The organism is Pararhodobacter marinus, assembly GCF_003122215.1.
Taxonomy (GTDB): Bacteria; Pseudomonadota; Alphaproteobacteria; order Rhodobacterales; family Rhodobacteraceae; genus Pararhodobacter; species Pararhodobacter marinus.
The window spans coordinates 24735-49787 of the sequence record NZ_QEYD01000004.1 but is presented as its reverse complement, the minus strand read 5'-3'; the positions used below and the strand labels follow the sequence as shown (position 1 = coordinate 49787).

Annotated in this window: 23 protein-coding genes and 1 tRNA gene; 13 read left to right on the top strand and 11 right to left on the bottom strand. The window is 68.1% G+C overall.

The features are described from left to right. Positions 1 to 22: 22 nt before the first annotated feature. Together C4N9_RS07105 and C4N9_RS07100 are read right to left on the bottom strand one after the other, a co-directional pair. Positions 23 to 3955, bottom strand: coding sequence for a translocation/assembly module TamB domain-containing protein (locus C4N9_RS07105; RefSeq protein WP_109532625.1), 3933 nt, complete (start codon positions 3953 to 3955; stop codon positions 23 to 25). Beyond that, positions 3955 to 5850 (bottom strand): autotransporter assembly complex protein TamA, encoded by a 1896-nt coding sequence (locus tag C4N9_RS07100; protein ID WP_168192147.1) that lies wholly within the window; start codon positions 5848 to 5850, stop codon positions 3955 to 3957. Before C4N9_RS07100 ends, C4N9_RS07105 begins: the two co-directional genes overlap by 1 nt. Before the next feature lie 248 nt (positions 5851 to 6098). Between C4N9_RS07100 and C4N9_RS07095 the strand changes: the two genes are divergently transcribed. Further along, positions 6099 to 7310 carry an MFS transporter gene (locus tag C4N9_RS07095; RefSeq protein WP_109532932.1) on the top strand — a complete coding sequence of 404 codons (1212 nt, stop codon included), beginning with the start codon at positions 6099 to 6101 and terminating at the stop codon, positions 7308 to 7310. Positions 7311 to 7328: 18 nt separating this feature from the next. On the opposite strand, the gene C4N9_RS07090 is transcribed toward C4N9_RS07095, so the two are convergent. Further along, on the bottom strand, positions 7329 to 8234 hold the full coding sequence (locus tag C4N9_RS07090) for a LysR family transcriptional regulator (protein WP_109532623.1): 906 nt from the start codon (positions 8232 to 8234) through the stop codon (positions 7329 to 7331). A gap of 111 nt (positions 8235 to 8345) precedes the next feature. Here C4N9_RS07090 and C4N9_RS21835 point away from each other — a divergent pair, with 111 nt between their 5' ends. The 5 genes from C4N9_RS21835 (at position 8346) to C4N9_RS07070 (ending at position 12569) form a co-directional block, all read left to right on the top strand. After that, positions 8346 to 8501: a hypothetical protein gene (locus C4N9_RS21835; RefSeq protein WP_168192145.1), complete on the top strand. Its 156-nt coding sequence runs from the start codon at positions 8346 to 8348 to the stop codon at positions 8499 to 8501. Positions 8502 to 8768: 267 nt separating this feature from the next. Beyond that, a complete protein-coding gene (gene ahcY, locus C4N9_RS07085) occupies positions 8769 to 10169 on the top strand; it encodes an adenosylhomocysteinase (protein WP_109532622.1) in 1401 nt (466 codons plus the stop codon). A 51-nt stretch (positions 10170 to 10220) separates the two neighbouring features. Beyond that, positions 10221 to 10727, top strand: coding sequence for a DUF421 domain-containing protein (locus C4N9_RS07080; RefSeq protein ID WP_109532621.1), 507 nt, complete (start codon positions 10221 to 10223; stop codon positions 10725 to 10727). A gap of 37 nt (positions 10728 to 10764) precedes the next feature. Further along, on the top strand, positions 10765 to 11733 hold the full coding sequence (locus tag C4N9_RS07075) for a ketopantoate reductase family protein (RefSeq protein WP_109532620.1): 969 nt from the start codon (positions 10765 to 10767) through the stop codon (positions 11731 to 11733). Positions 11734 to 11846: 113 nt separating this feature from the next. Beyond that, positions 11847 to 12569 carry a hypothetical protein gene (locus C4N9_RS07070; RefSeq protein WP_109532619.1) on the top strand — a complete coding sequence of 241 codons (723 nt, stop codon included), beginning with the start codon at positions 11847 to 11849 and terminating at the stop codon, positions 12567 to 12569. A 36-nt stretch (positions 12570 to 12605) separates the two neighbouring features. Here the strand turns inward: C4N9_RS07070 and C4N9_RS07065 are convergent, their stop codons facing one another. From C4N9_RS07065 to tsaD, 6 genes are all read right to left on the bottom strand, one after another. Continuing rightward, entirely contained in the window at positions 12606 to 13208 is a 603-nt protein-coding gene (locus tag C4N9_RS07065; RefSeq protein WP_245902485.1) for an HD domain-containing protein, read from the bottom strand. Beyond that, a complete protein-coding gene (locus C4N9_RS07060) occupies positions 13208 to 13603 on the bottom strand; it encodes a DUF1761 domain-containing protein (protein ID WP_109532618.1) in 396 nt (131 codons plus the stop codon). The genes C4N9_RS07065 and C4N9_RS07060 overlap by 1 nt, the downstream gene beginning before the upstream one ends. A gap of 63 nt (positions 13604 to 13666) precedes the next feature. Continuing rightward, positions 13667 to 14038, bottom strand: a complete 372-nt coding sequence (locus C4N9_RS07055) for a glyoxalase superfamily protein (protein ID WP_109532617.1) — start codon at positions 14036 to 14038, stop codon at positions 13667 to 13669. Continuing rightward, a complete protein-coding gene (locus C4N9_RS07050; RefSeq protein ID WP_109532616.1) occupies positions 14038 to 14451 on the bottom strand; it encodes an EVE domain-containing protein in 414 nt (137 codons plus the stop codon). The genes C4N9_RS07055 and C4N9_RS07050 overlap by 1 nt, the downstream gene beginning before the upstream one ends. Continuing rightward, positions 14451 to 14723 carry a YciI family protein gene (locus C4N9_RS07045; RefSeq protein ID WP_109532615.1) on the bottom strand — a complete coding sequence of 91 codons (273 nt, stop codon included), beginning with the start codon at positions 14721 to 14723 and terminating at the stop codon, positions 14451 to 14453. Before C4N9_RS07045 ends, C4N9_RS07050 begins: the two co-directional genes overlap by 1 nt. An 11-nt stretch (positions 14724 to 14734) precedes the next feature. After that, entirely contained in the window at positions 14735 to 15814 is a 1080-nt protein-coding gene (gene tsaD, locus C4N9_RS07040) for a tRNA (adenosine(37)-N6)-threonylcarbamoyltransferase complex transferase subunit TsaD (RefSeq protein ID WP_109532614.1), read from the bottom strand. A 76-nt stretch (positions 15815 to 15890) separates the two neighbouring features. On the opposite strand from tsaD, the gene C4N9_RS07035 reads away from it, so the two are divergent. The 5 genes from C4N9_RS07035 (at position 15891) to C4N9_RS07015 (ending at position 20823) form a co-directional block, all read left to right on the top strand. Continuing rightward, the gene (locus tag C4N9_RS07035) at positions 15891 to 16595 is read left to right on the top strand and encodes a uroporphyrinogen-III synthase (protein WP_168192144.1); all 705 of its coding nucleotides are present in this window, start codon (positions 15891 to 15893) and stop codon (positions 16593 to 16595) included. 73 nt (positions 16596 to 16668) lie between these two features. Beyond that, a complete protein-coding gene (locus C4N9_RS07030; protein WP_109532612.1) occupies positions 16669 to 18216 on the top strand; it encodes a mitofilin family membrane protein in 1548 nt (515 codons plus the stop codon). Between the two features lie 6 nt (positions 18217 to 18222). Then, positions 18223 to 19836 carry a heme biosynthesis protein HemY gene (locus C4N9_RS07025; protein WP_109532611.1) on the top strand — a complete coding sequence of 538 codons (1614 nt, stop codon included), beginning with the start codon at positions 18223 to 18225 and terminating at the stop codon, positions 19834 to 19836. 176 nt (positions 19837 to 20012) lie between these two features. Further along, positions 20013 to 20088: transfer RNA gene (locus C4N9_RS07020), tRNA-Thr, on the top strand. A 120-nt stretch (positions 20089 to 20208) separates the two neighbouring features. Continuing rightward, positions 20209 to 20823 (top strand): DsbA family protein, encoded by a 615-nt coding sequence (locus C4N9_RS07015; RefSeq protein WP_109532610.1) that lies wholly within the window; start codon positions 20209 to 20211, stop codon positions 20821 to 20823. Between the two features lie 28 nt (positions 20824 to 20851). Here the strand turns inward: C4N9_RS07015 and C4N9_RS07010 are convergent, their stop codons facing one another. Continuing rightward, positions 20852 to 21613: an alpha/beta fold hydrolase gene (locus C4N9_RS07010; protein ID WP_109532609.1), complete on the bottom strand. Its 762-nt coding sequence runs from the start codon at positions 21611 to 21613 to the stop codon at positions 20852 to 20854. Between the two features lie 135 nt (positions 21614 to 21748). Here C4N9_RS07010 and C4N9_RS07005 point away from each other — a divergent pair, with 135 nt between their 5' ends. Together C4N9_RS07005 and C4N9_RS07000 are read left to right on the top strand one after the other, a co-directional pair. Continuing rightward, positions 21749 to 22987 (top strand): putative DNA modification/repair radical SAM protein, encoded by a 1239-nt coding sequence (locus C4N9_RS07005; protein WP_109532608.1) that lies wholly within the window; start codon positions 21749 to 21751, stop codon positions 22985 to 22987. After that, the gene (locus C4N9_RS07000) at positions 22987 to 23847 is read left to right on the top strand and encodes a TIGR03915 family putative DNA repair protein (protein WP_109532607.1); all 861 of its coding nucleotides are present in this window, start codon (positions 22987 to 22989) and stop codon (positions 23845 to 23847) included. Before C4N9_RS07005 ends, C4N9_RS07000 begins: the two co-directional genes overlap by 1 nt. On the opposite strand, the gene arsJ is transcribed toward C4N9_RS07000, so the two are convergent. After that, complete coding sequence (arsJ, locus tag C4N9_RS06995) at positions 23753 to 24973, bottom strand: organoarsenical effux MFS transporter ArsJ (RefSeq protein ID WP_109532606.1); 1221 nt, start codon at positions 24971 to 24973, stop codon at positions 23753 to 23755. The two genes, C4N9_RS07000 and arsJ, sit on opposite strands and share 95 nt — an antisense overlap. Positions 24974 to 25053: the final 80 nt, after the last annotated feature.

Below are 25053 nucleotides of genomic sequence, written 5' to 3'. Positions count from 1 at the left end.
CGAACGCATCGGGGCGGGCGCTTCAGTAATCCCGCTCGAAAAAGATCCCGACCGACGATCCGCCTTCGCTGTCGGCGCTGCCGCGCAGCGTGATGCTGTCGGTCAGGTCCAGATTGATCGACACCTCGCTCTCGCCCGCCGCATCCACCGTCACGTCGGTGTAAAGCTGGTCGCTGATCCGGCGACCGGCGCGCAATTCGGTGGTGCCCTCGTCATTGACCGTGAAGTCGAGATCGTCGAGGCCCAGCGTCTCGCGCGTGCGGCTGATGATCGAATTGTCCGCCCGCCCGGTCAGCGTGGCCACGGACAGCGCCAGCTGCGCCGCCTGGAACGGGCTGAGCGAGGTCAGCGCGCGCCCGAAGATCAGCCGCGCGAGGATCTCGTCATCGGGCAGGTCGGGCACCGAGGAAAACTCGATCTCGGGGCTGTTCGCCTCGCCCGTGACGGTGATCGAGGTCACGACACCGTCGCTTTCGGTCGTGGCGATCAGGGTGATGAAGGGCATGAAGCTGCCGATCATGCTGGCCGACCCATCGGTCAGGGTGAAGCGATTGCCCAGCAGGTCCAGACGCCCGCGCACCAGCGTGAAGTCGCCCGCAGGCACCACGGCGCGGGTGGTCCCGCCCAGCCGCAATGTGCCCGCCAGTTCGGCATCCAGCCCGCGGCCGCGCACGAACACGCTGCTGGGCGCGTTGATCCGCAGATCCAGCCGCAGCGGCACCGGCGCCGAGCCCACCCGTGTGCCGGTGGCGATGCCCGCATTGACCCGCGTGCGCAGGCTGCCCGCGCCTTCGCCCACGTGGCTGAGATTCTGCAGCCCGAAGCCTGCGCGACCCAGCGGCGAATTGGGAATGCGGATCTCGGCCTCGTCCAGCGTCACGTCGCCCGAGACCAGCGCATTGCGCCCGATCTGGCCCAGAAGCCGCACGGTGCCCGACACCCGCGCATCGAACAGGTTGGCCTGCTGCACGACAAGGTTGCGCACCTGCACGCTCAGATCGGCATCGGCGCCCTGATCCAGCCGGATCCGTCCGCTGACCGTGCCGGTCCCGCCGGCCAGCGAGCGGCCTTCAAGCTGAACCTGCGCGGACAGCCCGTCCAGCTGCGCCTGCGCGTCGATATCGGCAAAGGCGATCCCGGCGGCGGGCAGCGCATAGCGGCCATCGCTGAGCGAGACGTCCATCCGCAGCGCGTCGATCCCCGGCGCGCCGTTGATCGAGCCGTTGAACCGGATCAGCCCCGACACGCTGGCGGGTTCCAGCATCGCGTTCAGAAGCTGGCTCTGGACCTGACCGTCAAGCTGCACGGCCATGGTGAAATCCTCGTTCACCCGTCCGCGCGCCGTGGCGCTCATGCCCTGCGGCCCCGAGGCGCGCAGATCGACACCGTAGCCGGTATCGCCCGCCGCCCGCGTGACATCCCCCGCAAGCGTCAGGTTCCCTGCCAGCCCCGGCGCCAGACGTCCGATATTCTGCAAGGCCGCGTCGACCGAGAAACGGGCCGCGCCCGAAGGTTCCTGCGATCCGGTGACCGAGGCCCGCACGCCGTCGGCATCGAGCCGCGCGGTGTCGATCCGGACGCCGCCATCGGGCGTGGTCGTGGCGCGCGCTTCAAGCCGCAGCCCGCGCCCGACAAGTGCGTCAAGCTGGTCGATGCCGGTCACGATCGGGCCCTGCCCGTCCACGAACAGGCCGAACCGCGTCGTCCCGTTCTCGCCGTTCATCTCGGCGCGGCCCGTGATCTGGCCCCGGCCGCCCGGACGCAGCGCCGCCATGTCCAGCCGGTTGAGCGTCAGGGTCAGGTCCGGGCGCTCGGCGGAATAGCTGCCCTCGGCCTGAAGGTCCAGCCGCGGGCCGGTCAGGGTCAGTTCGCTGACCCGCGTCACGCCGTCGACCAGCGACAGGTCGGCCCGTAGGGTGTTCGACCCGGTGAAGATGCCGCCGATGACATCGGCCGCCGGAAGATCCGCCAAAGCAAGGTCGATGACCGACCCGTCAAGCTGCAGCCGGGTCGCGATCTCGGTCGTTGTCAGCGTCGCGTCGAGCCGCGCCTGCCCGCGATAGCCCGGGCCCAGCCGCGACAGATCGCTGGCGACCAGACGCGCGGCGATATCAGCGGCGCTGGGCTCCAGCGAGCCCTCGGCGCTCAGTTGCAGCGTGCCCGCCCGGACATCGAGATTGCGCAGCGTCGTGCCCTCGGTATCGCGGCGGATCGACAGCTGGATCCCGGCCTGGCCCGCCAGCAGCGCGTCGGCCTCGGCGATGCCGACCGACAGGTCGGTCGTGGTCAGTTCGGCGCCAAGGTCGAACGCGCCGGTCAGCGCATTGACCGAGCCGTCGACCGTGGCCAGCGCGTGGCCGCCCAGGGGGCGCTGCGCGAGCCCCGAAAAGACCGACAGGTTCGGCGCCTCAAGCTCGGTGAAGCCCGTGAAGGTCAGCCCTTCGAGCGATCCGTAGGCGGTCAGCGACACGGTGTCGCCTTCGAAGGTCAGGCCGGTCAGTTCCAGCGGATCGCCCGCCGAGGTCAGGCTCACGCTGATGAGGCCCAGGAACTGGTCCCCGAGCGCGCGCTGAACATCGGGATCGCGCGCCTCGATTTCTTGGGCGGCGAATTCGAACACGCCTTCGAACAGCGGCGAGCCGTCGCCGACCACGCTGGTGCCCAGCCGTCCGCGCCCCGACAGCGTGGTCGATCCCAGCGTCGCCTGCGTCAGGTCCAGCGTGTCGACCTCGGCGCTGAGCGACCAGTCGCGCGAGACCTCCTCGTCGAAACCGATGTTCAGCGTGGCGCTTTGCAGCATCACCGCCCCGCCCGAGCCGGGCAGGACCGTGGGCTCGCCGTCGTCGCGCATGATCCCGGCCACCAGCTGCACACGGCGCGGCAGACCCTGCGGGCTGATCGCGGCGCTGCCATCGACCTGCATCGCGCCGGTCGAGATGCTGAGCTCCGGCAGCGTGATCTCGCCCTGATCGTCGCGCTGGCCGGTGGCGCGCAGGCTGGCCTGATCGCCGAAGAACGGGTGCAGGTCCGACGACAAGAGCGGGCGCAGATCCCCGGCGATATCCAGGCTGAACCCGCCGCCCGACAACAGCCCCGTTTCCGGCGATTCGTCGATGAACGAGAACTGGCCCGTCACGCGCTCGGTCCCGTCGGTTGCCAACGCGATATCGGCCTCGAAGGTGTTGATCGGGCCCTCGCCCGCAATCGACAGGCTCAGAGCGGGTTCGCCGGGAATGCTGAGCAGGGTCGTGGCGATGCCGCCCTCGCCCTCGCTCAGATCGAGATTGAGCTGCAGCACCCGGCTTTCATTGTCGAAGGCGCCGGCAAAGACGAACTGGCCGGCGACACCGTCCGTGCGGCGGGCATCGAAACTGGCAACGCCCTGCCCGCCCTCAAGCTGTGCGCTGCCGGTCAGCGTGAATTCGGCCGCCTCGCCCAGGATGGGGGCGCCAAGCGCGACGACATCGGCCCGGACTTCGCCGATATTCACCGAGACCGGCAATTCCGGCAGCGCGAAATCAGGGCGCGCGGTGGGGCTGGGCATCGCGGGCCCGTCGGACGGGGCCGTGACCGGCAGGCGGGCCAGTTCGATCCGCCCCGCGCTCAGCTCGTTGACCTCGACGCGGCGGTTGAACAGCGCGCTGCGGTTCCAGTCGATCACCACGTCGGTAAGCGTGAGCCACACGCCCTGATCGTCGGCAATCGAGATTTCGTCCACCGTCGCGCGCGAGGACAACGCGCCCTGGAAGCCGCGGATCCGCACGTCGCGCCCGGCATCCGACAACACGTCCTGCAGCATCCCGGCAAGGATGCCGACATCCTCGCTCTCGTCCTGCGGCAGGACCGGCGTCGCAGCCAGCGTGAGCACGGTCAGGATCATCGCCAGCCAGCGCCAGCGGCGGCGGACCGGCAAACGTGCCGGGCGGGGCGGGGCAGAGAACGGGGTTCGGATCATCAGAACGCCTGGCCGATGCCAAGGTAAAGCTGGAAGTCGCTGTTCGTCACGCTGGCATTGCGGCGCACCGGCACCGCCACGTCCAGCCGCAAGGGACCGATGGGCGTATCATAGCGCAGCCCGAGCCCCGCACCCGCGTGCCAGCCGGATACGCCCGAGAACGCCCCCGACGACACCGCGCCCGCATCGGCGAAAGCGACGATGGAATAGTTTTCGCGCACCTGGAAGCGCACCTCTGCCGACAGCGCCGCGAAACCGCGACCGCCGGAATCCACGCCGTTCGTCGTCACGCCCAGCGACTGATAGGGCAGCCCCCGCACCGTGCCGCCACCGCCGGAATAGAACAGGAAACCGCGCGGGGTGGCCGGGGTGGCCGCGCCCACGACCGCGCCCAGCTGCGCGCGGGCAGCCAGCACGATGCGGCCGTCGGTGCCGACATCGTTGTAAATGCGCGCATCGAAGCGCAGCCGCAATCCGCTATCGGCCTGCGCGAAGCCCAGATAGGGCATCGCCTCGGTCCACAGGTAATAGCCCTGCGTGGCGTTCAAAGGCTCGTCGCGGGTGTCGTAGGTGATGGCCAGAGGCACGCCGAACGTGCCGAAATCGCGGTCCAGGCCGGAATAATCGGCGGTCTCGAACCGCAGGTTCAGCCCGCCGCTGACCGTGATCGTGTCGCTGTAGCGCCGCACCAGCGAGGCGCTGGCCTCGTAGGCATCGGCGTCATAGTCCCGCTCGCTCATCCGCACGGCGTTGAGGCCCAGTTCCATATCCGTATCGCGGTTGAACGTGGCGGGGCGGGTATAGAGCGCCGACAGGGTGAACCCCACGCCGCCGACCTGCGCCGCGATGCCGTCGATCGCGGCTTCCAGCCGCAGCCGCTCGGCCCCGCCCAGAAGGTTGCGGTGCAGCCAGAAGCCGCTGAGCCCGACCCCGTTCTCGCTGTCCAGTTCCGCGCCGAACCCGATCCGTCGCGGCAGGGCCTCTTCCACGCGCGCGGTGACATCGACGGTGTTGTCGGGATTGGGCGTCTCGGCGGTTTCCAGCACCACCGTCGAGAACGCGCCGGTCTGGCGCAGCCGCGTCTCGGCATCGGCGATGCTTTCGGGCGTGTGCAATTCACCGCGACGCAGCCCGGCAATCGCCACCACGCGGCGATCGCGGGTGCGCTCGTTCCCTTCGGGGATGATGGCCCCGACATTCAGCCGCGGCCCCGGTGCCAGCGACACGCGCACGTTCAGCGAGCGGGTAATGTGGTTGGCCACCACCTGCTGACCCACGGATTCCACCAGTGCGTGGCCCTGATCGCGCCATGCCTCCAGCGCGGCGGTCAGCGCCGCGCGCACGACCGTGCTGCGCGCGGGCTGGCCCGGGGCGAAATCCGCAGGAAGTTCGGTGCCGGGGGCAAGCGGCGCGATGGCGATCTCGCCGAAGGTGAATTGCGGGCCCAGCGCGATGTCGATGACGATATTGTCGATACGACCGGGATTGTTGAGCGGCGAGATATCCGCCGCCTCGCGCCCGTCGACCCGGACATGGATCTCGGGCGCGTAATAGGCTTCCTCGTACAGAAGATTGATCAGACGCCCGTATTCCGCCCGCGCCGCCGCCATCAGGTCGATCGGATCGGTCCGTTCCGCCTCTTCCGAGGTCAACAGCAGCGAACTGGCCCGCAACGTCTCGAGCAGGCTGTCGGACGCGCCGGGGGCATTCAGCGCGATGCTGTCGAGCGCATGGGCAGGGGGCGTGCAGACAAACGGCACCGCCAGCGCGACGCCCGCCGCCACGGCAAGCCTGCGCGTGCGCGCGTAGAACGTCCTGAGCGCCAGGCCGCGCCGGGAATCCGGGCCCCCGGCCGAGCGCGGCCTGTCCCGCCATCCTGCCGTCGCGTGTGCCACGCGCTGTCCTCTTTGTACCGCCTTTTGAACCAGATGTCGCATAAAGGTCCCTGCGTCACAACAGCAGAGTGACCGCCAAAGGCCCGCAGGTCCGGGCGGCGGCGGAAAGGCGCCCTGACATTCTTCCGTGGCGAACGTCCCGATAATGCACATTGACCAAGGCTTGACCTTGCGGCAGGACACGATCATGTCACCCTTGCACATGTGAAGGACCAGTCATGGCCGATTCCAGCATCCCGCAAGCCACGATGCCGCTGCCCGGCGCTCTCCCTTCCGCGGCGCAGGGCGACGCAGTGCTGAAGACGCAGTATCTGGTGCTGATGTCGATCGCGCTGTGCCATTTCATCAACGATGTGATGCAATCGGTGCTCTCGGCAAGCTATCCGTTGCTGCGCGACGAATTCGCGCTGAGCTTCACCCAGATCGGGCTCATGTCCTTTGCCTTCATGGGCACGGCCTCGGTCCTGCAGCCGCTGGTGGGCACGCTGACCGACCGCTACCCGTTCTCGCAATCGCTGACGGTCGGCATGGGGTCGACCATGCTGGGCCTGCTGATGCTGGCCAATGCGCCGTCCTATCCCTACCTGCTGGCGGGCGCGGCGCTGATCGGGATCGGCTCGGCCGTGTTCCACCCCGAGGCAAGCCGCGTCACCCGCACCGCCGCCGGGCGCAGGTTCGGCACCGCGCAATCGATGTTCCAGGTGGGCGGCAATGCCGGGCATGCGGCGGGGCCGCTTCTGGCCGCGTTCATCGTCGTGCCGCTGGGGCGCGGATCGGTCGCGTGGTTCGCCGCCCTGGCGCTGGTGGGCATGACGATCCTCAGCCTTGTGGGCCGCTGGCAGGCCGAGCACCGGCGCAAGAAGAAACGCACCGCACCCGCACGCGAACACGGCCTGCCGCGCCGCGTCGTGATGCTTACCATCGTCGTGCTGGCCTTCCTGACCTTTACCAAGAACGTCTACATGGCCTCGATCAGCGCCTATTACACGTTCTTCCTGATCGACCGCTTCGGGCTCAGCGCCCAGGAGGCGCAGATGATGCTGTTCCTGTTCCTTGCGGCGGCGGCGGCGGGCGTGATCTTCGGCGGCGTCATCGGCGACCGGATCGGCACGCGGGCGGTGATCTGGGTGTCGATCCTGGGCGTTCTGCCCTTCACGCTGGCCCTGCCCTATCTGGATCTGTTCTGGACCGGCGTGATGACGGTGTTCATCGGCTTCATCCTGTCCTCGGCCTTTCCCGCCATCGTCGTCTTCGCACAGGAGCTGGTGCCGGGGCGTGTCGGGCTGATCGCGGGCGTGTTCTTCGGCATGGCCTTCGGCATCGGCGGGATCGCAGCGGCAGCGCTGGGGCTGGTGGCCGACGCGACCAGCATCGAGACGGTGTACCGGATCTGCAGCTTCCTGCCGGCGCTGGGGCTGCTGGCGGTGTTCCTGCCGCGTTTTAATCGCGATACCGCCTGACGACGGCCCGCGGGACCGTCACGCGTTCCGCGCCTCGCCCTGCGGCGTTTCGCCCCGCGCGGTGCGTCTGAGCCAGCGGCGGAACAGCCGCGTGCCGGGCGACAGCGCCTCGGGCCGCGTGACCATGTAATAGCCGAGCCCCTCGGCATCGCCCTCGAACAGCGACACGAGCTGCCCCGATTGCAGATCGGGCGCGACCAGCGGCAGGGCCTGGATAGACAGGCCCAGCCCGGCGCGCACCGCGCTGACCACCAGCCCGTTATTGGCCATTTCGCGCGCGCCCACGCGTTCGAAATCCACACCGATCGCGCGGCCCCAGATCCGCTGCTCGCTGCTGGCGGTGGAAAAGAACCAGTCATGCGCCTTCAGCCGACCCAGATCCTCGAGCGTCCGCGCCTTGGTGAAGTCGGGCGCGGCGACCACCGCGAAACGGCTGGCGGTCAGCGGTTCCGCATCGAGCCCGGGCCAGTTCCCCTCACCGAAGCGGATCGCCAGATCGATCCCGTCGCGGCGCAGGTCCGACAGCGCGATCCCGGGAACCAGGCGCACCTCGATCTCGGGATGCGCGGCCCAGAACCCGCCGATCCGCGGCATGAGCCAGGCTTCGGCAAACGAGGGCGTCAGGGCGACGACGACCGGACGCGAGATGCTGCGGTCGCGCAACCGGGTGACGCCCTCGGCGATCCGGCCGAAACCGTCGCCCAGCGCCGCCGCCAGTTCATGCCCTGCCTCGGTCAGCGCCATGCCCTGCCCTTCGCGCCGCGCAAGGGATTCGCCGAACTCGGATTCCAGATGCCGCAGATGCTGCGACACCGCGGCGTGTGTCACGTTCAGCTCGCGCGCCGCGCCCGACAGGCTGCCAAGACGCGCCATGGCTTCGAACGCGCGCAACGACGCCAGCGAGGGGATGCCCTTCCAGTCCATCCGGAAATGTTAGCACAGCTTACAGCACGAAAACCATCGCAACTTTCCTGCCGCCGCGGGTTCGGGCAAAACAAGACTCAGAAAACCACCCAGCGCCAAGGAGGCGACCTTATGATCGGCATCATGAACTCGGTAATCCGTCAGGCAACGCTCTCCGAGCGCAGCACCACGACCATTCAGCCCGCGACCTGCGAAGACAGCAGCCGCGAAACGTTGGCCCGCCGCGAGGCAGCCATCGCTGAATGGCGCAAAACTGCGCATCGGTGATATCCAAGCTGAGCTGTCAGTTACGCGCTCAGCCACGGACCCGGATACGCGCCTAGTCCCGCGTCGCTTTCCGCGCCCTGCCCGGTGGTTGCTTCCCCGCCCGGCACGGGCGCGGATTGTCGTTCCGGCCCCGCGATTGCGCGCCTTGCCGCAGGGGCGCGACCGGAACCTTTCCAGCCCGGCAACCATGGTCCCGGCCGCAGCATTGCCGCGATGGCGTGGCGGTGTTATCTCGGCTTCAAAATAAGGACATGACAGGAGCCGGACATGGCTGGGGACTACATCGTCAAGGACATCGCGCTTGCGGATTTCGGCCGCAAGGAGCTGGACATCGCCGAAACCGAAATGCCCGGCCTGATGGCCTGCCGCGAAGAATTCGGCACCTCGAAGCCGCTCAAGGGCGCGAAGATCGCGGGCTCGCTGCACATGACCGTGCAGACCGCCGTGCTGATCGAGACGCTCAAGGCGCTCGGCGCGGATGTCCGCTGGGCTTCGTGCAACATCTATTCGACACAGGACCACGCCGCCGCCGCCATCGCCGCGACCGGCACGCCGGTCTTCGCCATCAAGGGCGAAACGCTGGTCGAATACTGGGAATACACCGATCGGATCTTCCAGTTCGGCGGTGAAGGCGGCACGGCCAACATGATCCTCGACGATGGCGGCGATGCCACGCTCTATATCCTGCTGGGCGCGCGCGTCGAAGCGGGCGAGCAGGGCCTGATCGACGTGCCGACCTCGGAAGAGGAAGAGGCGCTGTTCGCGCAGATCAAGAAACGACTGGCGGCCTCGCCCGGCTGGTTCACCAAGCAGCGCGCCGAGATCCAGGGCGTGTCGGAAGAAACCACCACCGGCGTGCATCGCCTGTACGACCTGCACAAGAAGGGCCTGCTGCCCTTCCCGGCGATCAACGTCAACGACTCGGTCACCAAGTCGAAATTCGACAACAAGTACGGCTGCAAGGAATCGCTGGTCGACGGCATCCGCCGCGCCACCGACACGATGATGGCCGGCAAGGTCGCCGTGGTCTGCGGCTATGGCGATGTGGGCAAGGGATCGGCCGCGTCGCTGCGCGGCGCCGGCGCCCGGGTGAAAGTGACCGAGATCGACCCGATCTGCGCGCTGCAGGCGGCGATGGACGGCTACGAGGTGGTGACGCTGGAAGACGTGGCCTCGAGCGCCGACATCTTCATCACCACCACCGGCAACAAGGATGTCATCCGCGTCGAGCACATGCGCGAGATGAAGGACATGGCGATCGTCGGCAATATCGGCCATTTCGACAACGAGATTCAGGTCGCCGCGCTGAAGAACCACAAATGGACCAATATCAAGGACCAGGTGGACATGATCGAGATGCCTTCGGGCAACCGCATGATCCTGCTGTCCCAGGGCCGTCTGCTGAATCTCGGCAACGCCACGGGGCACCCGTCCTTCGTGATGTCGGCGTCCTTCACCAACCAGGTTCTGGCGCAGATCGAGCTGTGGACGAAGAAGGGTGAATACGCGCCGGGCGTCTACATCCTGCCCAAGCATCTGGATGAAAAGGTCGCGCGCCTGCACCTGGCCCGGATCGGCGTCAAGCTGACCGAGCTGAAGAAAGAGCAGGCCGATTACATCGGCGTCACCGTCGACGGGCCGTACAAGTCGGAACATTACCGCTACTGACGCGGTTTCCGAAGCCAGCCCCATAACGGGGCCGGCTACCCGGAGACGCGTATGGACCTGGTTCTGGAACCTTTCGTGAGGGCGGCGGCCGCAGTGGCCGCCGTCATCTTTCTGACCCGCCTGAACGGGCTGCGAAGCTTCTCAAAGATGTCGAGCTTCGACTTCGCGCTGACCATCGCCACAGGCTCGGTGCTGGGATCGACCATTTCGGATACAAGCAGCGCTTTTGTGTCGGGGATCGCCGCGATAACCGCGATCTTCGCGGTTCAGGCGCTCGTGGCCTTTGGCCGCAGCCGCGCCCGGCGGATCGAGCGATCAGTCGATAACGAACCGCTCCTTTTGATGGATGGCCGCCTGTTCCTTCACGCCAATCTTGCCCATGCCCGGCTGACCGAGGACGACCTGCGCGCCCGTTTGCGTGAAACGGGCGTCTCGTCCTTGGATGCCGTGCGGGCCGCAGTGCTTGAGACGACCGGCACGATCAGCATTCTCACCCGACCGGACACCGGACAGGACGACAGCGACTTGCTGCTGGCAGGGGTGAGGCGCAGCGTATAGGTTCGCCGCAACGCGGAAAACGAGGCAGGAGACTGACATGCGCATCATCGTCTACGGGGTCGGCGCCATCGGCGGGGTACTGGCGGGCGCGTTGGCCAGATCCGGGGCCGAGGTGATCGGCATCGCGCGCGGCAGGATGCTGGAGGCGGTGCAGCAAAAGGGTCTGCGCCTGATGAGCCCCGACCTGGACGAGGTGATCAGGGTACCGATGGTCGGCTCGCCGTCCGAGATCGACTTTCGCCCGGACGACGCGATCCTGCTCTGCATGAAGACGCAGGACACCCAGCCCGCGCTCGAGGCGCTGCGCATGGCGGGCGTGACCGATCAGCCGGTCTTCTGCACCCAGAACGGTGTCGCCAACGAGCCCATGGCGCTGCGGTTCTTTCCCAACGTGCACGGCATGACGGTGATGCTGCCCGGCACCTACCTGACCCCGGGCGAGGTGGTCTCGCATTGCACGCCGAAGCTGGGGATGTTCGATATCGGGCGCTTCCCCTACGGCAAGGATGCCGCCGACGACGCGCTGGTCGACGCGCTGTGGAAGGCAGGATTCGCGGCCTTCGTGAAACCGGACGTGATGGCGTCGAAATACGGCAAGCTGCTGCTCAATCTCGGCAATATCTCGGGCGCGGCGTTTGGCTCGGCGGCGCCCGACGGCGACTTGCGCAAGGCCGCCCAGCGCGAAGCCCGCACGGTCTACGAGGCCGCCGGGATCACCTTTGCCGATGTCAGCAATGCCGATGAGCGGCGCGACGCATACATCCGGGTGGCCGAGGTGCCGGGCGCGCCGGCGATGTCGAACTCGACCCTGCAGAGCTTTCAGCGCGGCAACTCGGTCGAGACCGATTTCCTGAACGGCGAGATCTGCTATCTGGGCCGGCTCCACGGCGTGAAAACCCCGGTGAACGACGCGCTGATGGCGCTGGCGGTGCGGATGCTGCGCGAGCGGATCGAGCCCGGCGCGCTGGACCTGCAGGCAACGCTGCACGAGTCGGGCCTTGCCTGAGCGCGCCCTGCCGGGCTTAAATCCCTGTTGACGCTGAACGATCAGGGTTACATCCCGGTCAGGGGCATCCCTGCCGTCCCCCACTTGCCCGCCCGCAAATCCGAGGTTTGACCATGTCCCGTCTGCTTGCCATCCTGACCCTTGTCGTCTCGGTGACCTTCGCCGTGTCGCCCTTCTTCGTCACCAGCTTCGCGGGCTTCGATCCCAGCCTGTTCCCGGTGCCGCAGGACAACCCGCCGGTGCAGCCCGCGGGCTACGCCTTTTCGATCTGGGGGCTGCTTTATGTCTGGCTGATCGTGTCGGCCGGGTTCGGGCTCGTCAAACGCGCCGAGCATCCGGCCTGGCAGCCCGCGCGGCCCTGGCTGCTGGCAAGCCTTGCCATGGGAACCTTCTGGCTGGCGCTTGCCGAGCGTACGCCGATCGGCGCGACGGTGCTGATCTGGGCGATGCTGGCGACGGCTCTGGTGGCATTGTTCAAGACCCCCAAGCGCGACCGCTGGTGGTACCAGGCGCCGATTGCCACCTATGCAGGCTGGCTGACCGCCGCGTCTTCGGTGTCGGTCGGGCTGCTTCTGGCGGGCTGGGGCATTCTCGAGGCGACGCCCGCCGCGCTGGTCGCGCTGATGATCGCGCTGGTTCTGGGGCTTTTCGTGCAATCGCGGGTGATGCGCGCCCCGGGCTACGCGCTGGCGCTGATCTGGGCGCTGATCGCCGTCGTCGTCAGCAATTCCGATCCGCTCAACACGCCGGTGGCGGGCCTTGCCGCGCTGGGTGCCGTGCTGTTCACGGCGATGCTGATCCTGCGCCGCCGGATGGGCCGGGACAACGCGGCCTGATCGCCGGAGGGCGAAAAACGCACGGCGCGGACGGGCTCATGCCGTCAGCGCCGTCACCTCGCCTTCGCGGATCACGGCCGGATCGTACGCCTTGCGCGCAAAGACCTCGCGCACCATCGGCACGAAATGGTCGAGCGGCAAGCTGTCGTAATCCGGATCGAACGAGGATTGGTCCCAGCGCTCGCAGAACGTGGCGCAGGCGTCGAAGCAGGGATGATCGCGGAACCGGTCGCGCGCGTTCCGGTCCCATCCGTAATGATGGCCGTAATAGAGCATCTGGAAGATGCCGTGATGTTCGACCACCCAGGCGACATCCCAGCGCACGAAGGGGCGGATCACCTCGGCCGAGAACCGGTCGTGGTTCTGCGGGGCAAGCCCGTCGCCGATATCGTGCAGCAGGGCGCCGACGATCCAGTCAAGATCGGCGCCGTCCCGTTCCGCCCGCGTCGCGGCCTGCAATCCGTGCTCGAGCCGGGTGATGCGATAGCCTTCCAGCGTCGCCTCGCCATGGCGCGCAAGCTCGGCGAGGACACGCTCGCCGGTGGCGGCGATGAAGGGCTTTTCCAACTCGGCAAGCAGGGCGTAATCCTCGGCCGTGCCGTCCTTCATGCGGGTAAAGGAAACCGTCGGACCGGGCATCAGAACAGCATCAGCACGCCGCCCATGATCGCGCAGGCAATCGCCGCATAGCCGCCGTCGATCAGGATCAGCACTTTCGGCCGTTGTGCAAAGAGGATGTTGAGCGCGACCCAGGGGGCGATGAAGAACAGCCCGATCCCCAGCCCTGCGACCACCCCGTCATTCACCGAAACGACCGCCGACATGTTGAAGACGTGCCGCATCATGCCCGCGACCAGCAGGATGCACAGATAGGCGCCGGCCCAGGTCACCGGGTTGGCGCCGTCCCGCGGAGCGCCCTTCTCATCGGTCGGCACGCCCGAGGCGGCGACCCACGGCCGGGCAAAGATCCCGTACCACAAGGCACCGATGGCGAACCCTACCGCCGCCGTCACGATGACTGCCAGATAATCCATGTCACACGCCCCCTCTCCGTTTGCAGGCACGCTAGCGCGGGGATGCGGGACGGGAAAGCGTTTTCAGCCCGTGACTTCCATGAAGCGCAGCCGGTTCCCGAACGGGTCGATGACGGTGCATTCCAGCCGCCCGCCGGCATCTTCAAGCCCCGGGCGGTTGAACCTGTAGCGCTTCGCGCTCAGTTGCGCGTGCAGGTCGCGGATGCCCGTCATGACGATACAGGCGGTGCTGCCCGGCGTCGCGTCGCCCGAATGTTCGGTCAGATGCAGCACCAGATCGCCGCGCGAGACCTGACAATAGAGCGGGAAATCGTCACCGTAGCGATGCTCCCAGTCGATCCCGAAGCCCAGGAAATCCAGGTAGAATTCATGCGCCTTGGGAATGTCGAAGATCCGGAAGACCGGCACCGCGCGCTGAAACGCGATGGGCGCCATCAAAGGCCGCCCATCTTGCAGACGATCTTCCACTCCTCGTCCGTCACCGGCTGCACCGACAGCCGCATCGACGTCACCAGCGACATCTCGGACAATTCGGGCGTGGCCTTGATCTCTTTCAGGCTGACGGGGCGCGGCAGCGGCTTGACCGCGCGGATATCGACGCAATCCCAGCGCGGATCGTCGGTCGTGCTGTCGGGATGCGACAGCGCGCAGACCTCGGCGATGCCCACGACTTCCAGCCCGATATTCGAATGGTAAAAGAACACCGTGTCGCCCAGCGCCATCGCCCGCATGTTGTTGCGGGCAAGGTAATTGCGCACACCGTCCCATTCCTCGCCGGCCTCGCCCTTGGCGACAAGCTGGTCCCACGAGAACTTGTTGGGCTCGGATTTCATCAGCCAGTGGGCCATCAGCCGATCACCTTTTTCCATTCCTCGATCCGCACCTTGGCGAACAGGCCCGCCTGCGCATAGGGATCGTTCGCGGCCCAGTCCTCGGCGGCGGCGCGGTCGGCCACTTCGATCACCACGAGCGAGCCGGTCATGTGCCCGTCTTCCAGAAACGGCCCGGCCATGACGGTGGTGCCGGTGGCGTTGAGATAGGCCAGATGCGCCTCGCGCGTGGATTTGCGCAGGTCTTCGCATTCGGCCTTGTCGGTGCAGATCAGGGCAAACAGGGGCATCGTGTCTCTCCTCAGGCTTTCGCGCCGCGTTTGCCCGAGCCGATAAGCGGAGCGGCGGCAGTGTCAAGCGGCCAGCGGGGCCGGGCGCTCAGGGTCATGTCGTCGCGCGCGCCGAGCCGCAGGCGTTCCAGCCCGGCCCAGGCGATCATCGCGGCGTTATCGGTGCACAAGGCCAAGGGCGGCGCCACGAAGGGCAGATCGCCCGCCACCGCCGTCAGACGCTGGCGCAGAACGGTATTGGCGGCCACGCCCCCCGCCACCGCGAAGGCGGTGATGCCGGGGCATTGCGACAGCGCGCGGCGCGCTTTCTCGGCCAGCACATCGGCAATCGCCGCCTGGAACCCGGCGCAGAGATCGGCGCGGTCCTGACGCGTCAGCCCGCCCTTTTCGGCGACGACCGCATCGCGGGCGCGCATCAACGCGGTTTTCAGCCCCGAGAAGCTGAGATCGCAACCCGGCCGGTCCAGGAGCGGGCGCGGAAAGGCAAACCGCGCGGGATCGCCCTGCCTGGCCTCGGTCTCGACCGCGGGCCCACCCGGTTGCGGCAGGCCCAGAAGCTTCGCGCATTTGTCGAAAGCCTCGCCCGGCGCGTCGTCGATGGTCCCGCCAAGGCGCGAGAAGCTTTCCGGCCCGTCGACGCGCAGGAACTGGCAATGCCCGCCCGAGACCAGCAAGATGAGATAGGGGAATTCCAGGCCGTCCGTCAGCCGGGGTGTCAGCGCATGGCCGGCCAGATGGTTGACGCCCACCAAGGGCAGACCCGTGGCGGCGCAGAGGCCCTTGGCGGTCATGACGCCCGACAACACGCCGCCGATCAGGCCCGGCCCGGCGGTAACCGCGATGGCGTCGAGATCGCGCAGGGTGAGCCGCGCCTGACCCAGGGCCTGTTCGATGACCAGGTCCAGCTTCTCGGCATGGGCGCGCGCGGCGATTTCGGGGACCACGCCGCCGAACGCGGCGTGCAGCTCGGTCTGGCTGGCGACGATATTGGCCAGGATCTCGGGCGCCGCGCCGTCGGTGGCCCGGACCAGCGCGGCGCCGGTATCGTCGCAGCTCGATTCAATGCCAAGGATTGTCAGCGTGCGGGTCATGTCGGTCCGGTTGCGTCTGGCGTCTACAGGGGGGTAGCATCGGCACAGACCGCAGACAATGCCGCGAGACCCGCTCATGGAGCCCATCATCCTCTGGACCCGCCCGCAGCGCGAAAGCGAGGCCTCGGCGCAAGCGGCCCGGCTGCGCTGCCCGCCGCACCAAGCGGTCATCGCGCCCCTCTTCCGGATCGTGCCGGCGAAGTACGACCCGGCGGTGTTCGACGGCGCAAAAGGGCTGATCCTGACCTCGGCCAACGCGGTGCCGGGCCTGCCCGCGCTCGGTGCTCTGAAAACATGGTGCGTATGGCGCAAGACCGCCGCCGCCGCGCGCGAGGCCGGGCTGGATGCCATCGCCGCCGGGCGCGAAGCGGGCGAGCTGATCGACGTCCTGCGCGCCGAACGCCCCGAAGGCCCGCTCGTCTATGCCCATGGCGTGCATTGGTCGCGCGACATCGTGGCCGCCCTGCCGGAGCTGACGATCCACGGCGTCGCGGTATACGAATCCCGCGCCTGTCCCATCCCGGCGGACCTGTCCGACCGGCTGTCGCGCGCCGGACGCGTTTACGCCCCGCTCTATTCCGCACGCGCCGCGACGGAACTTGCACGGCAGCCGGGTGTTGTCTCTCTGTCCGGACTTGTGCCCGTGGCAATCAGCGACGCCTGCGCCGATGCCCTGCCCCAGCCGCTTCGTGCCCGCGCAATCATCGCATCGGGGCCGAATGGCGATGCAGTGATCGGCGCTTTGGCGGAAGCGATGTCGCAGGATGCCCCGGCGGCTTGAGACCCCGAGGGGGGCAGGCTAAGACTCAGACAGGCGCCCGGTTCCGGCGCCGCGAACGTGACTGGAGGTATCGATGGCCCGTAACACGCGCAGCCGACCCAAGGCGGAGACCCCAGGGGGCAAGGCGGAGGCCATCGACAAAACGGACACCCCCGACAGGGATACCCCCGACGCATCGCCTGCGGATCCCGCGCAGGAAAAGCCCGCCGCGACGGCCAAGGGCACCGGCAAGTCGAAGGCCCGCGGCAAGACGGAAGCGGCTGGTTCGCCCTCCGAGGCCGAACTGGCTCCGACGCCCGAGGCGCCGCCCTCCGAAACGCCTGATCTGGTCGCAGCAGTGGACGACTCCCCCTCCGCGCCCACCGGCAGCGAACCGCCCGTCAGCACCGCCGATCCCGCCCTGACCGATACGGCCGACAGCGCGGCGCCCGCGCGGCTTGCCGCCGGGACGCCTGCGCCGGGTGGCGACCCGCGCAAACCGGGAACGGACCTGCGAGCGGTGGCTGCGTCGGCCGCGGAAAGGTCCGTTTCGGACACCTCCGCCCCCGGGTCCGCCCCCGAGCGTACCGCAACCGCCGATACCACAGCCGAGCCCCGTCGCGACGGGCGCACCGTCAGCCCGACCACGCCGCCGGCGGCCCCGGCCCCAACCTCGGGCGGCGGCGGCGCGATGCCGATGGTGCTGGGTGGCTTCTTCGCCGCCGCTCTGGGCGCGCTGGTGGTGCTGTTCTTCCTGCCCAATGGCTGGCAGGGCGGCGCGGCGGATCCCGAACTGGCCGAGCGCGTGCGCGCGCTCGAAGCGCGCTCGGGCGGGCTCACGGAATCGGATCTGCAGCCACTCGAAGACCGTATCGCCGCGCTGGAAAGCAGTCAGACCGCCGCGCCCGACCTCGCGCCGCTGCAAGACCGCGTGACAGCGCTGGAACAGCAGCAGGGCGGCGTCATCGAAGAGCGGCTGAACACCGCCATCGGTGCGCTGACCTCGCAACTGGCCGAGCTGGACTCGGGCATCGAAAGCCGCATCGACAGCGCGGTGGCCGCCGCCACCGCCGATGCCGAGGCCGCGCTGCAACAGCGCGCCGACAGCGTCGAGGCGCAGGCCGAGGATGTCGAGGCACGGCAGGCCCGGATCTCCGCGCGCGCCGCCCTGGCCGAGCTGACCGCGGCCAGCGAATCGGGCGAGCCCGCACCCGACGCACTGGCGCGGCTGCAGGACTCGATGCCCGACGCCGTCCCCGACCCGCTGACCGCGATGGCCGACGGGATTGCGCCGCTTGCCACGCTGCAGGACGAATTCTCGGTCGCGGCGCGCGACGCGCTCGCGGCGCAGCCGATCCCCGAAAACGCCACGCTGGGCGAGCGGGTGAGCGAATTCTTCCGCGCCCAGACCGGCGCGCGCTCGCTCGCGCCGCGCGAAGGTGACGATGTCGATGCCGTGCTGTCGCGCGCCGAAGCCGCCCTGCGGCAGGGCGATCTCGCGGCAACGCTGAGCGAACTGGACGCGCTGACGGACGAGCCCGCAGCGGAAATGGCACAGTGGCGCGCCAGGGCCGAGACCCGGCTGGCCGCGCTGCAGGCGCTGGACGATGTCCGCGCGCAACTCGATCGTGACGAGGAGTAACCGACGATGTTCTGGACCGTGTTGAAGATCGTTCTGTTCCTCGCCATCGTTGCGGGGCTGGTTCTGGGCGTCGAGGCGCTCACCAACCAGGAAGCCGGGCTGCGCATCGCCATCGCCAATACCGAGTTCACGCTGGGCCCGGTGCAGATGGCCATCGCGGCGATCCTGCTGGTGGCGCTGCTCTGGGTGCTGATGAAGCTGGTGGGCCTGCTGATCGCCACGCTGCGTTTCATCAATGGCGACGATACCGCGATCAGCCGCTATTTCGAACGCAACCGCCGCAAGCGGGGCCTGAACGCGCTGACCGACGGGTTCCTCGCGCTGGCGTCGGGGGATGGCGACCGGGCGCTGAACAAGGGCCGCCGCGCCGAAAGCCTGATGGAAGAGCAGACGCTCACCAACCTGTTGATCGCACAGGCGGCTCAGGCCAAGGGCAACACCCAGATGGCCGAGCAGTATTACAAGCGCCTTCTGGACGATGACCGCGCGCGCTTTGTCGGGGTGCAGGGGTTGATGGCGCAGCAGATCGAGGCCGGCAACGACACCAAGGCGCGCAAGCTTGCCGAGACCGCGCTCAGCCTCCGTCCCGGTCACGCGCCGACGCAGGATCGCCTGCTGGCGCTGCAAAATCAGGCGGGCGACTGGCCCGGCGCGCGCAAGACGCTGCTGGAAACCTCGCGCACGGGACGGCTGCCCAAGCCGGTCTTCAAACGCCGCGACGCGGTGCTGACCCTGCAGCAGGCCGCCGCAGAAGAGGCCAAGGGCAACACGCAGGTGGCACAGGACCTGGCGATCGAGGCGAACAAGGAATCGCCCGAACTTATCCCCGCCGCCGCCGCCGCCGCCCGCGCGCTGGCCAATCGCGGCAAGCCCAACCCGGCGTCGAAGGTGATCCGCCGCGCGTGGAAGGCGCAGCCGCATCCCGAACTGGCGCAGGCCTATGCCGCCATTGCGCCCGATGAGACCGCCGCCCAGCGCGCCACCCGGTTCGAGTGGCTGCTGTCGACGGTTCCGGGGCCCGAAGCGCAGATGACCCGCGCCGAGCTTCTCATCGCGGCCGAGGATTTCCCCGGCGCCCGCCGCGCCATCGGCACCCTGCACGAAACGCATCCGACGCAGCGCGTGATGACCATCATGGCCGCCATCGAACGCGGAGAGGGCTCGCCCGATGCGGTGGTGCGCGGCTGGCTGGCCCGCGCGCTGATCGCACCGAAGGGCCCGCAATGGGTCTGCGACAACTGCGCGCATGAACATGCGTCGTGGCAGGCGATCTGCGGCCATTGCGGCGCCTTCGACACGCTGTCGTGGAAGGAAACCGCCGACACGTCGGGGCCCAGCGCAACCGGGACCGAGATGCTGCCGCTGATCGTCGGCGCCCTGCCCCCGGCCGAGGCCGAAGCCGCCGAAGCGGAAACCATCGATCCCGAGCCCGAGGCGCCCGCGCCCGAGATGGAGGAACCCGCGACCGAGGCCCCCGACGCGACGACCGAGGACGCGGACATCGCCGGGGAAAAGCCGCAGGATCCCAAGGCCGGGAACACGCAATCCGCCGATCCCGGCGCGGACAGCGAAGATCCGAAGGTCATCGATCTGGCACAGACCCGGCGGATGGGTCTGTAAGCCCGCATGGGAACGCGCCGGGCCGAAAAAAGGGGCTGGATACGCCCCGGGCCCGGTGCTAAGAGCAGCCCGTTCGCGGCGCCGGGCCGGGAAGCCTCAGGCTTCCGATTGACACCGCCCGGCAATCGTTTAGACGATGCCCGCGACGGCCCGTTCCGGGCCGGACCGAGAAGAGTGCCGCTGTAGCTCAGCTGGTAGAGCACGTCATTCGTAATGATGGGGTCGGGGGTTCGAGTCCCTTCAGCGGCACCATTCTTCTCTCTCCACTTTCCACGCTGATCTTCGCCGAACCGGGTGCCGCGACCTCGCAGCGCCCTTGATCCTGCGCTGTTGCAGGCGATTATTCAGGGCAGGACCGGACAGGAGACGCTCATGCCCCTTCGCAATCCGCATCGCCGCGCCTTTCTTGCGCAGGCTTCGGCTCTGGGCGTGCTTGGCATGGCCACGCCGCGCGCGCTGTTCGCGCAGGAAACGGCGGACCTGATCCGCTTCGATCCCGACGCGCCGGTGCTGGGCAATCCCGATGGCGACGTCACGCTGGTCGAGTATTTCGATTACCAATGCGGGTTCTGCAAAGCGATGCATCCCGTCATCACTGATCTGGTTCAGCAGGACGGCAATATCCGGCTGGTACTGAAGGACTGGCCTGTCTTCGGCGTGGCCTCGGTCTATGCCGCGCAGCTGGCCCTTGGGGCCGCGTCGCTGGGGCATTATGCCGAGGTCAACCATGCGCTGATGGACACGCGGGGCGAGCTGGGCTTCGACGTGATCGCCGATATCGTCTCGGGCATCGTTCCGGCGGACGATGCGATGGCCGCGTATGATGCGGATCGCGCGCGCTGGGACCCGTTGCTGGCGCGCAATGCCGCCCAGGCCGAGGCGTTCGGCTTCATCGGCACGCCGTCTTTCGTGATCGGCGCCGAGCAGTTCGGCGGCGCGATGGAGCGCCCGGCGCTGGAAGCCGCGATCGCCGCCGCCCGGGCCTGAAGCGCCCCTGGCCTGAAGCGCCGCCCGGTCAGTCGAAAAGCAGCGACACCACCGCGTCGGGCGCGGTGACATGGGCATTGTGCGGTTGTCCCGGCAGCTGGACGGCACCGGCGTCGTGGCGCTGCATGGCGGCCAGGCTGACCATCGGATCTTCGGCCCCCGCCGCCACCCGCATCGGCGCCTGCACCGCGGCGAAGATTGCGTCGATGGCGGCCCCCGCCACGACAAAGACGCGCGAATCCATGGCCAGCCGGTAACCCGCCCCCTCGGCGACCACGCCGCGCGCCATTTCCGGCGCATCGGGCGACACCAGCCCCCAGAGCCCCGAGACCTTCGCGAAGCGCTCGCGGGCTTCGGCCTGGGTTTCGAAGATCCGCGCGGGCTTTCGGGCCAGCGCATGGGCATTGGCGATCTCTTCCGGCGTCCAGTCCAGCTTGGTTCCCAGCGTGACCAGCCGCGCGGGCAGCGGCCCGAACAGCCCGCCCGCCATCAGCGCCCCCACGGCGCCCCCGAAGGAATGGCCCAGAATCAGCGTTGTCGCCGGATCCTCGTCCGCCAGCAGGTCCGCGATATCGGCCGCGTGATTGCCGATGCCGAAAGCGCCCCCCGGATGCGAGGCCCCGTGCCCGCGCAGATCCGGCGCGATCCAGCGGCAGCCATGCGCCTCGATCAGCGGCGTGACGCGATGCCAGACCGCGCCGGTCGCGCCCAGACCATGCAACAGGACCACCAGCCGCTTGCCCGTACCGCCCCGTTCCGCGTATAGCCGCGAGTCGTCCTGTCTCGTCATGCCGGCTCTCCCTCTGCCGTGGCAGGCTGCGGTGGACGCGACCTCAGGTCAAGCGCCGCGCTCACGCGAATGTTGCCATGACTCGCCCCTCTGTTCATGGTATGTTCACATCAAAACAACCCGTTGAGCAGCCTCATGTCCCGACTCGATCTGGCCGGAAAGCTCGGCATCCTGGCCGATGCCGCGAAATACGATGCTTCCTGCGCCTCGTCCGGGGCGCAGAAGCGCGATTCGAAAGGGGGCAAGGGGATCGGCTCGACCACGGGCAGCGGCATCTGCCACGCCTATACGCCCGACGGACGCTGCATTTCGCTGCTGAAGATCCTGCTGACCAATGCCTGCATCTTCGACTGTCATTACTGCATCAACCGCAAATCCTCGAACACGCGGCGGGCGCGGTTCACGGCGAAAGAAGTCGTCGAGCTGACGCTGGATTTCTATCGCCGCAACTATATCGAGGGGCTGTTCCTGTCCTCGGGGATCATCCAGTCGCCCGATTACACGATGGAACAGATCGTCGAGGTCGCGCGCAGCCTGCGGCAGGATCACCATTTCCGGGGCTATATCCACCTGAAGACCATCCCCGACGCCGATCCCGCGCTGATCCATGCGGCGGGTGTCCATGCCGACCGCGTGTCGATCAATATCGAACTGCCCACGCGCGAGGGGCTGACACGGCTGGCGCCCGAGAAATCCGAACCCCGGATCGAAGGCGCGATGGACGGGATGAAAACCGCCATCCTGGACGGCAAGGACGCGCGCAAACGCTACCGCCATGCGCCGCGCTTCGCGCCCTCGGGGCAATCGACGCAGATGATCGTCGGTGCGGACGCCGCCACTGACCGCGATATCGTCGGGCGGGCCTCGGGGCTGTACCAGCGCTTTGCGCTCAAGCGGGTCTATTACTCGGCCTTCAGCCCGATCCCCGATGCCTCGGCCGTGCTGCCGCTGAAGCGCCCGCCGCTCATGCGCGAGCACCGGCTCTATCAGTCCGACTGGCTGATGCGGTTCTATGGCTTTGCCCCGGCCGAGGTGCAGGCGGCAGCCAACGATAACGGGATGTTGCCCCTCGATATCGATCCGAAACTCGCCTGGGCGCTGAAATTCCGCGATGCCTTTCCGGTCGATGTGAACCGCGCCCCGCGCGAGATGCTGCTGCGGGTGCCGGGGCTGGGCACGCGGGCGGTGAAGAACATCCTTGCCGCACGCCGTCACCGCAGCCTGACGCTGGCGGATGTGGGGCGCATGACCACGTCGATCATCAAGCTCAGGCCGTTCCTGATCGCGGCCGACTGGCGCCCCGTTGCGCTGGCCGACCGCGAGGATCTGTCGGCACTGGTCAAACCCAAATCCGTGCAACTGGAGCTGTTCTGATGCATGTCGTCCGCCTGGCGCGCGAGGACGATCTCGACGGCTGGCGCGAGGCCGCGCGCGGGCTGGCCTGTGCCGGGGTGCCTGCGGATCAGGTGCTGTGGCAGGTGGGCGACGCTTCCGCCGACCTGTTCGGCGAGGCGACGCCATCATTCCCTGCGGGCGGTGCGCTGAGCGTGCCGAAATCCTTCATGGCGCTCGCCAATCGCGCGCTCTTGCACAACGAGCCGCAACGCTGGGCGATGCTCTACGCCCTTCTCCTGCGCGTCCTGCGCCAGCCCGGACTGATGGGCGATCGCGCCGATCCGGCTCTGCGCCGGGTGACCATGCTGGAACGCCAAGTGCGCCGCGACATCCACAAGATGCGCGCCTTCGTGCGGTTCCGGCAGATGCAGGACGATGACGGCCCGCGCTATGTCGCGTGGTTCGAACCCGAGCACCACATCCTGCGCGCCAATGCCGGTTTCTTCACCGGTCGCTTCGCCACCATGCGCTGGTCGATCCTGACGCCGCTGGGCTGCCTGCACTGGGATGGCGAATCGCTGTCCGAAGGGCCAGCCGCTTCAAAGGGCGATGCCCCCTCGGACGACCCGGTCGAGGCCGTGTGGCAGACCTATTACCGCTCGATCTTCAACCCGGCGCGGCTGATGACCAAGGCGATGCTGTCGGAAATGCCCAAGAAATACTGGAAGAACATGCCCGAAACCGCGCTGATCCCCGAGCTGATCGCGGGGGCGCGCGGGCGCGAGCTGGAAATGATCGAGCGTTCTAGGCCCGCAGCCGCAATGTCGCCAGCCACGCCAGAGCCGCCATCGCCCCGGCCACGGCCAGACACAGCGCGACGCCGCCCAGCTGATAGCTGACGCCGGACAGAAGCGTGCCCAACAGGCGACCCGCCGCGTTCGACATGTAATAGAAGCCCACGTCGCGGGTGATCCGGTCGGCCTGTCCGAAAGCGAGGATCAGGTAGGAATGGACCGAGGAATTGACCGCGAAGGCGAAGCCGAACAGCAACAGCCCGGCGATCAGCGTCACGGTCAGCCAGTCCTGCGGCCCGCCCGAAAGCCACGCGGCCAGCGCCAGGGCCAGCGGGATCGGCACCAGGAAACCGGCCCAGCGGATCGCCTTGGTCGTGCTGTCCCCCCCGCGCAGGAGACGCGGCGCCAGCGCCTGCACGGCGCCGTAGCCGATGATCCAGATCGCCATGAAACCGCCGACGATGAAGAACGCCGTGCGCCGCCCCTCGTCGGTGCCATCCGACAGGACCGCGTGGAAATAGACCGGGATGCCGACCACGAACCACACGTCGCGGGCGCCGAACAGGAACATCCGCGCCAGTGACAACCGGTTCACGCGCGGATCGGACGACCGCCAGCCGGCGAATCGCGCGCTCTTGTCCCTGGCGGGCAGGCCCGGCGGCAGGAACAGCGCCACCGCCAGAAGGATCAGCCCGAGGACGACCGCCATGACCCAGAGCGAGACGGCAAAGCCCGCCAGCGCCAGCAGCGCCGCGCCAAGGAAGAAGCCCGCGCCCTTGACCGCGTTCTTCGATCCCGTCAACGCGGCCACCCAGCGGAACAGCCCGGCTTCGGGCGCCAGGAGCTTGACGGCGGATTTCGACGACATCTTCGCCAGATCCTTGGCCACGCCCGACACGCCCTGCACCGCCATCACGAAGACCACCGAGGCGGCGACGGACCAGCCCGGATCGAGCTGCGTCAGCGCCAGCAGGGCGGCGATCTGCAGACCGAGCCCGGCATAGAGCGTCGCGGCGAGGCCGAAGCGGGCCGCGAGGAACCCCGCGTAGAGATTGGTGACGATGCCCGCGATCTCGTAGAGCAGGAAGAGCCAGGCCAGCTGCACCGGCGAGAAACCCAGCGCGTTGAACTGCAACAGGACCAGCATCCTGAGCGCGCCGTCGGTCAGCATGAAGGCCCAGTAGGCGGCGGTGACGGCGGCATAGGCGCGGAGGGGACGGGCAACAGGCATGGCGGCGCTCCGGGCGGCGGGGGCGGAACCGGGGGCTGTCTGCCCCCGGACCCCCGAGAGTATTTGAGACAAAGTGAAGA

Excerpts from the sequence above, each read along its gene's own strand:
- C4N9_RS07105 (WP_109532625.1), bottom strand. The coding sequence starts at position 3,955 with ATGATCCGAACCCCGTTCTCTGCCCCGCCCCGCCCGGCACGTTTGCCG.
- C4N9_RS07010 (WP_109532609.1), bottom strand. The coding sequence starts at position 21,613 with ATGACGAGACAGGACGACTCGCGGCTATACGCGGAACGGGGCGGTACG.
- C4N9_RS07065 (WP_245902485.1), bottom strand. The coding sequence starts at position 13,208 with ATGCCCGGTCCGACGGTTTCCTTTACCCGCATGAAGGACGGCACGGCC.
- C4N9_RS07055 (WP_109532617.1), bottom strand. The coding sequence starts at position 14,038 with ATGGCGCCCATCGCGTTTCAGCGCGCGGTGCCGGTCTTCCGGATCTTC.
- C4N9_RS07080 (WP_109532621.1), top strand. The coding sequence starts at position 10,221 with ATGGACCTGGTTCTGGAACCTTTCGTGAGGGCGGCGGCCGCAGTGGCC.
- C4N9_RS07025 (WP_109532611.1), top strand. The coding sequence starts at position 18,223 with ATGTTCTGGACCGTGTTGAAGATCGTTCTGTTCCTCGCCATCGTTGCG.
- C4N9_RS07060 (WP_109532618.1), bottom strand. The coding sequence starts at position 13,603 with ATGGATTATCTGGCAGTCATCGTGACGGCGGCGGTAGGGTTCGCCATC.
- C4N9_RS07000 (WP_109532607.1), top strand. The coding sequence starts at position 22,987 with ATGCATGTCGTCCGCCTGGCGCGCGAGGACGATCTCGACGGCTGGCGC.
- C4N9_RS07095 (WP_109532932.1), top strand. The coding sequence starts at position 6,099 with ATGCCGCTGCCCGGCGCTCTCCCTTCCGCGGCGCAGGGCGACGCAGTG.
- C4N9_RS07015 (WP_109532610.1), top strand. The coding sequence starts at position 20,209 with ATGCCCCTTCGCAATCCGCATCGCCGCGCCTTTCTTGCGCAGGCTTCG.
- C4N9_RS07035 (WP_168192144.1), top strand. The coding sequence starts at position 15,891 with ATGGAGCCCATCATCCTCTGGACCCGCCCGCAGCGCGAAAGCGAGGCC.
- C4N9_RS07075 (WP_109532620.1), top strand. The coding sequence starts at position 10,765 with ATGCGCATCATCGTCTACGGGGTCGGCGCCATCGGCGGGGTACTGGCG.
- C4N9_RS07005 (WP_109532608.1), top strand. The coding sequence starts at position 21,749 with ATGTCCCGACTCGATCTGGCCGGAAAGCTCGGCATCCTGGCCGATGCC.
- C4N9_RS07030 (WP_109532612.1), top strand. The coding sequence starts at position 16,669 with ATGGCCCGTAACACGCGCAGCCGACCCAAGGCGGAGACCCCAGGGGGC.
- C4N9_RS07050 (WP_109532616.1), bottom strand. The coding sequence starts at position 14,451 with ATGGCCCACTGGCTGATGAAATCCGAGCCCAACAAGTTCTCGTGGGAC.
- tsaD (WP_109532614.1), bottom strand. The coding sequence starts at position 15,814 with ATGACCCGCACGCTGACAATCCTTGGCATTGAATCGAGCTGCGACGAT.
- ahcY (WP_109532622.1), top strand. The coding sequence starts at position 8,769 with ATGGCTGGGGACTACATCGTCAAGGACATCGCGCTTGCGGATTTCGGC.
- arsJ (WP_109532606.1), bottom strand. The coding sequence starts at position 24,973 with ATGCCTGTTGCCCGTCCCCTCCGCGCCTATGCCGCCGTCACCGCCGCC.
- C4N9_RS07070 (WP_109532619.1), top strand. The coding sequence starts at position 11,847 with ATGTCCCGTCTGCTTGCCATCCTGACCCTTGTCGTCTCGGTGACCTTC.
- C4N9_RS21835 (WP_168192145.1), top strand. The coding sequence starts at position 8,346 with ATGATCGGCATCATGAACTCGGTAATCCGTCAGGCAACGCTCTCCGAG.
- C4N9_RS07045 (WP_109532615.1), bottom strand. The coding sequence starts at position 14,723 with ATGCCCCTGTTTGCCCTGATCTGCACCGACAAGGCCGAATGCGAAGAC.
- C4N9_RS07090 (WP_109532623.1), bottom strand. The coding sequence starts at position 8,234 with ATGGACTGGAAGGGCATCCCCTCGCTGGCGTCGTTGCGCGCGTTCGAA.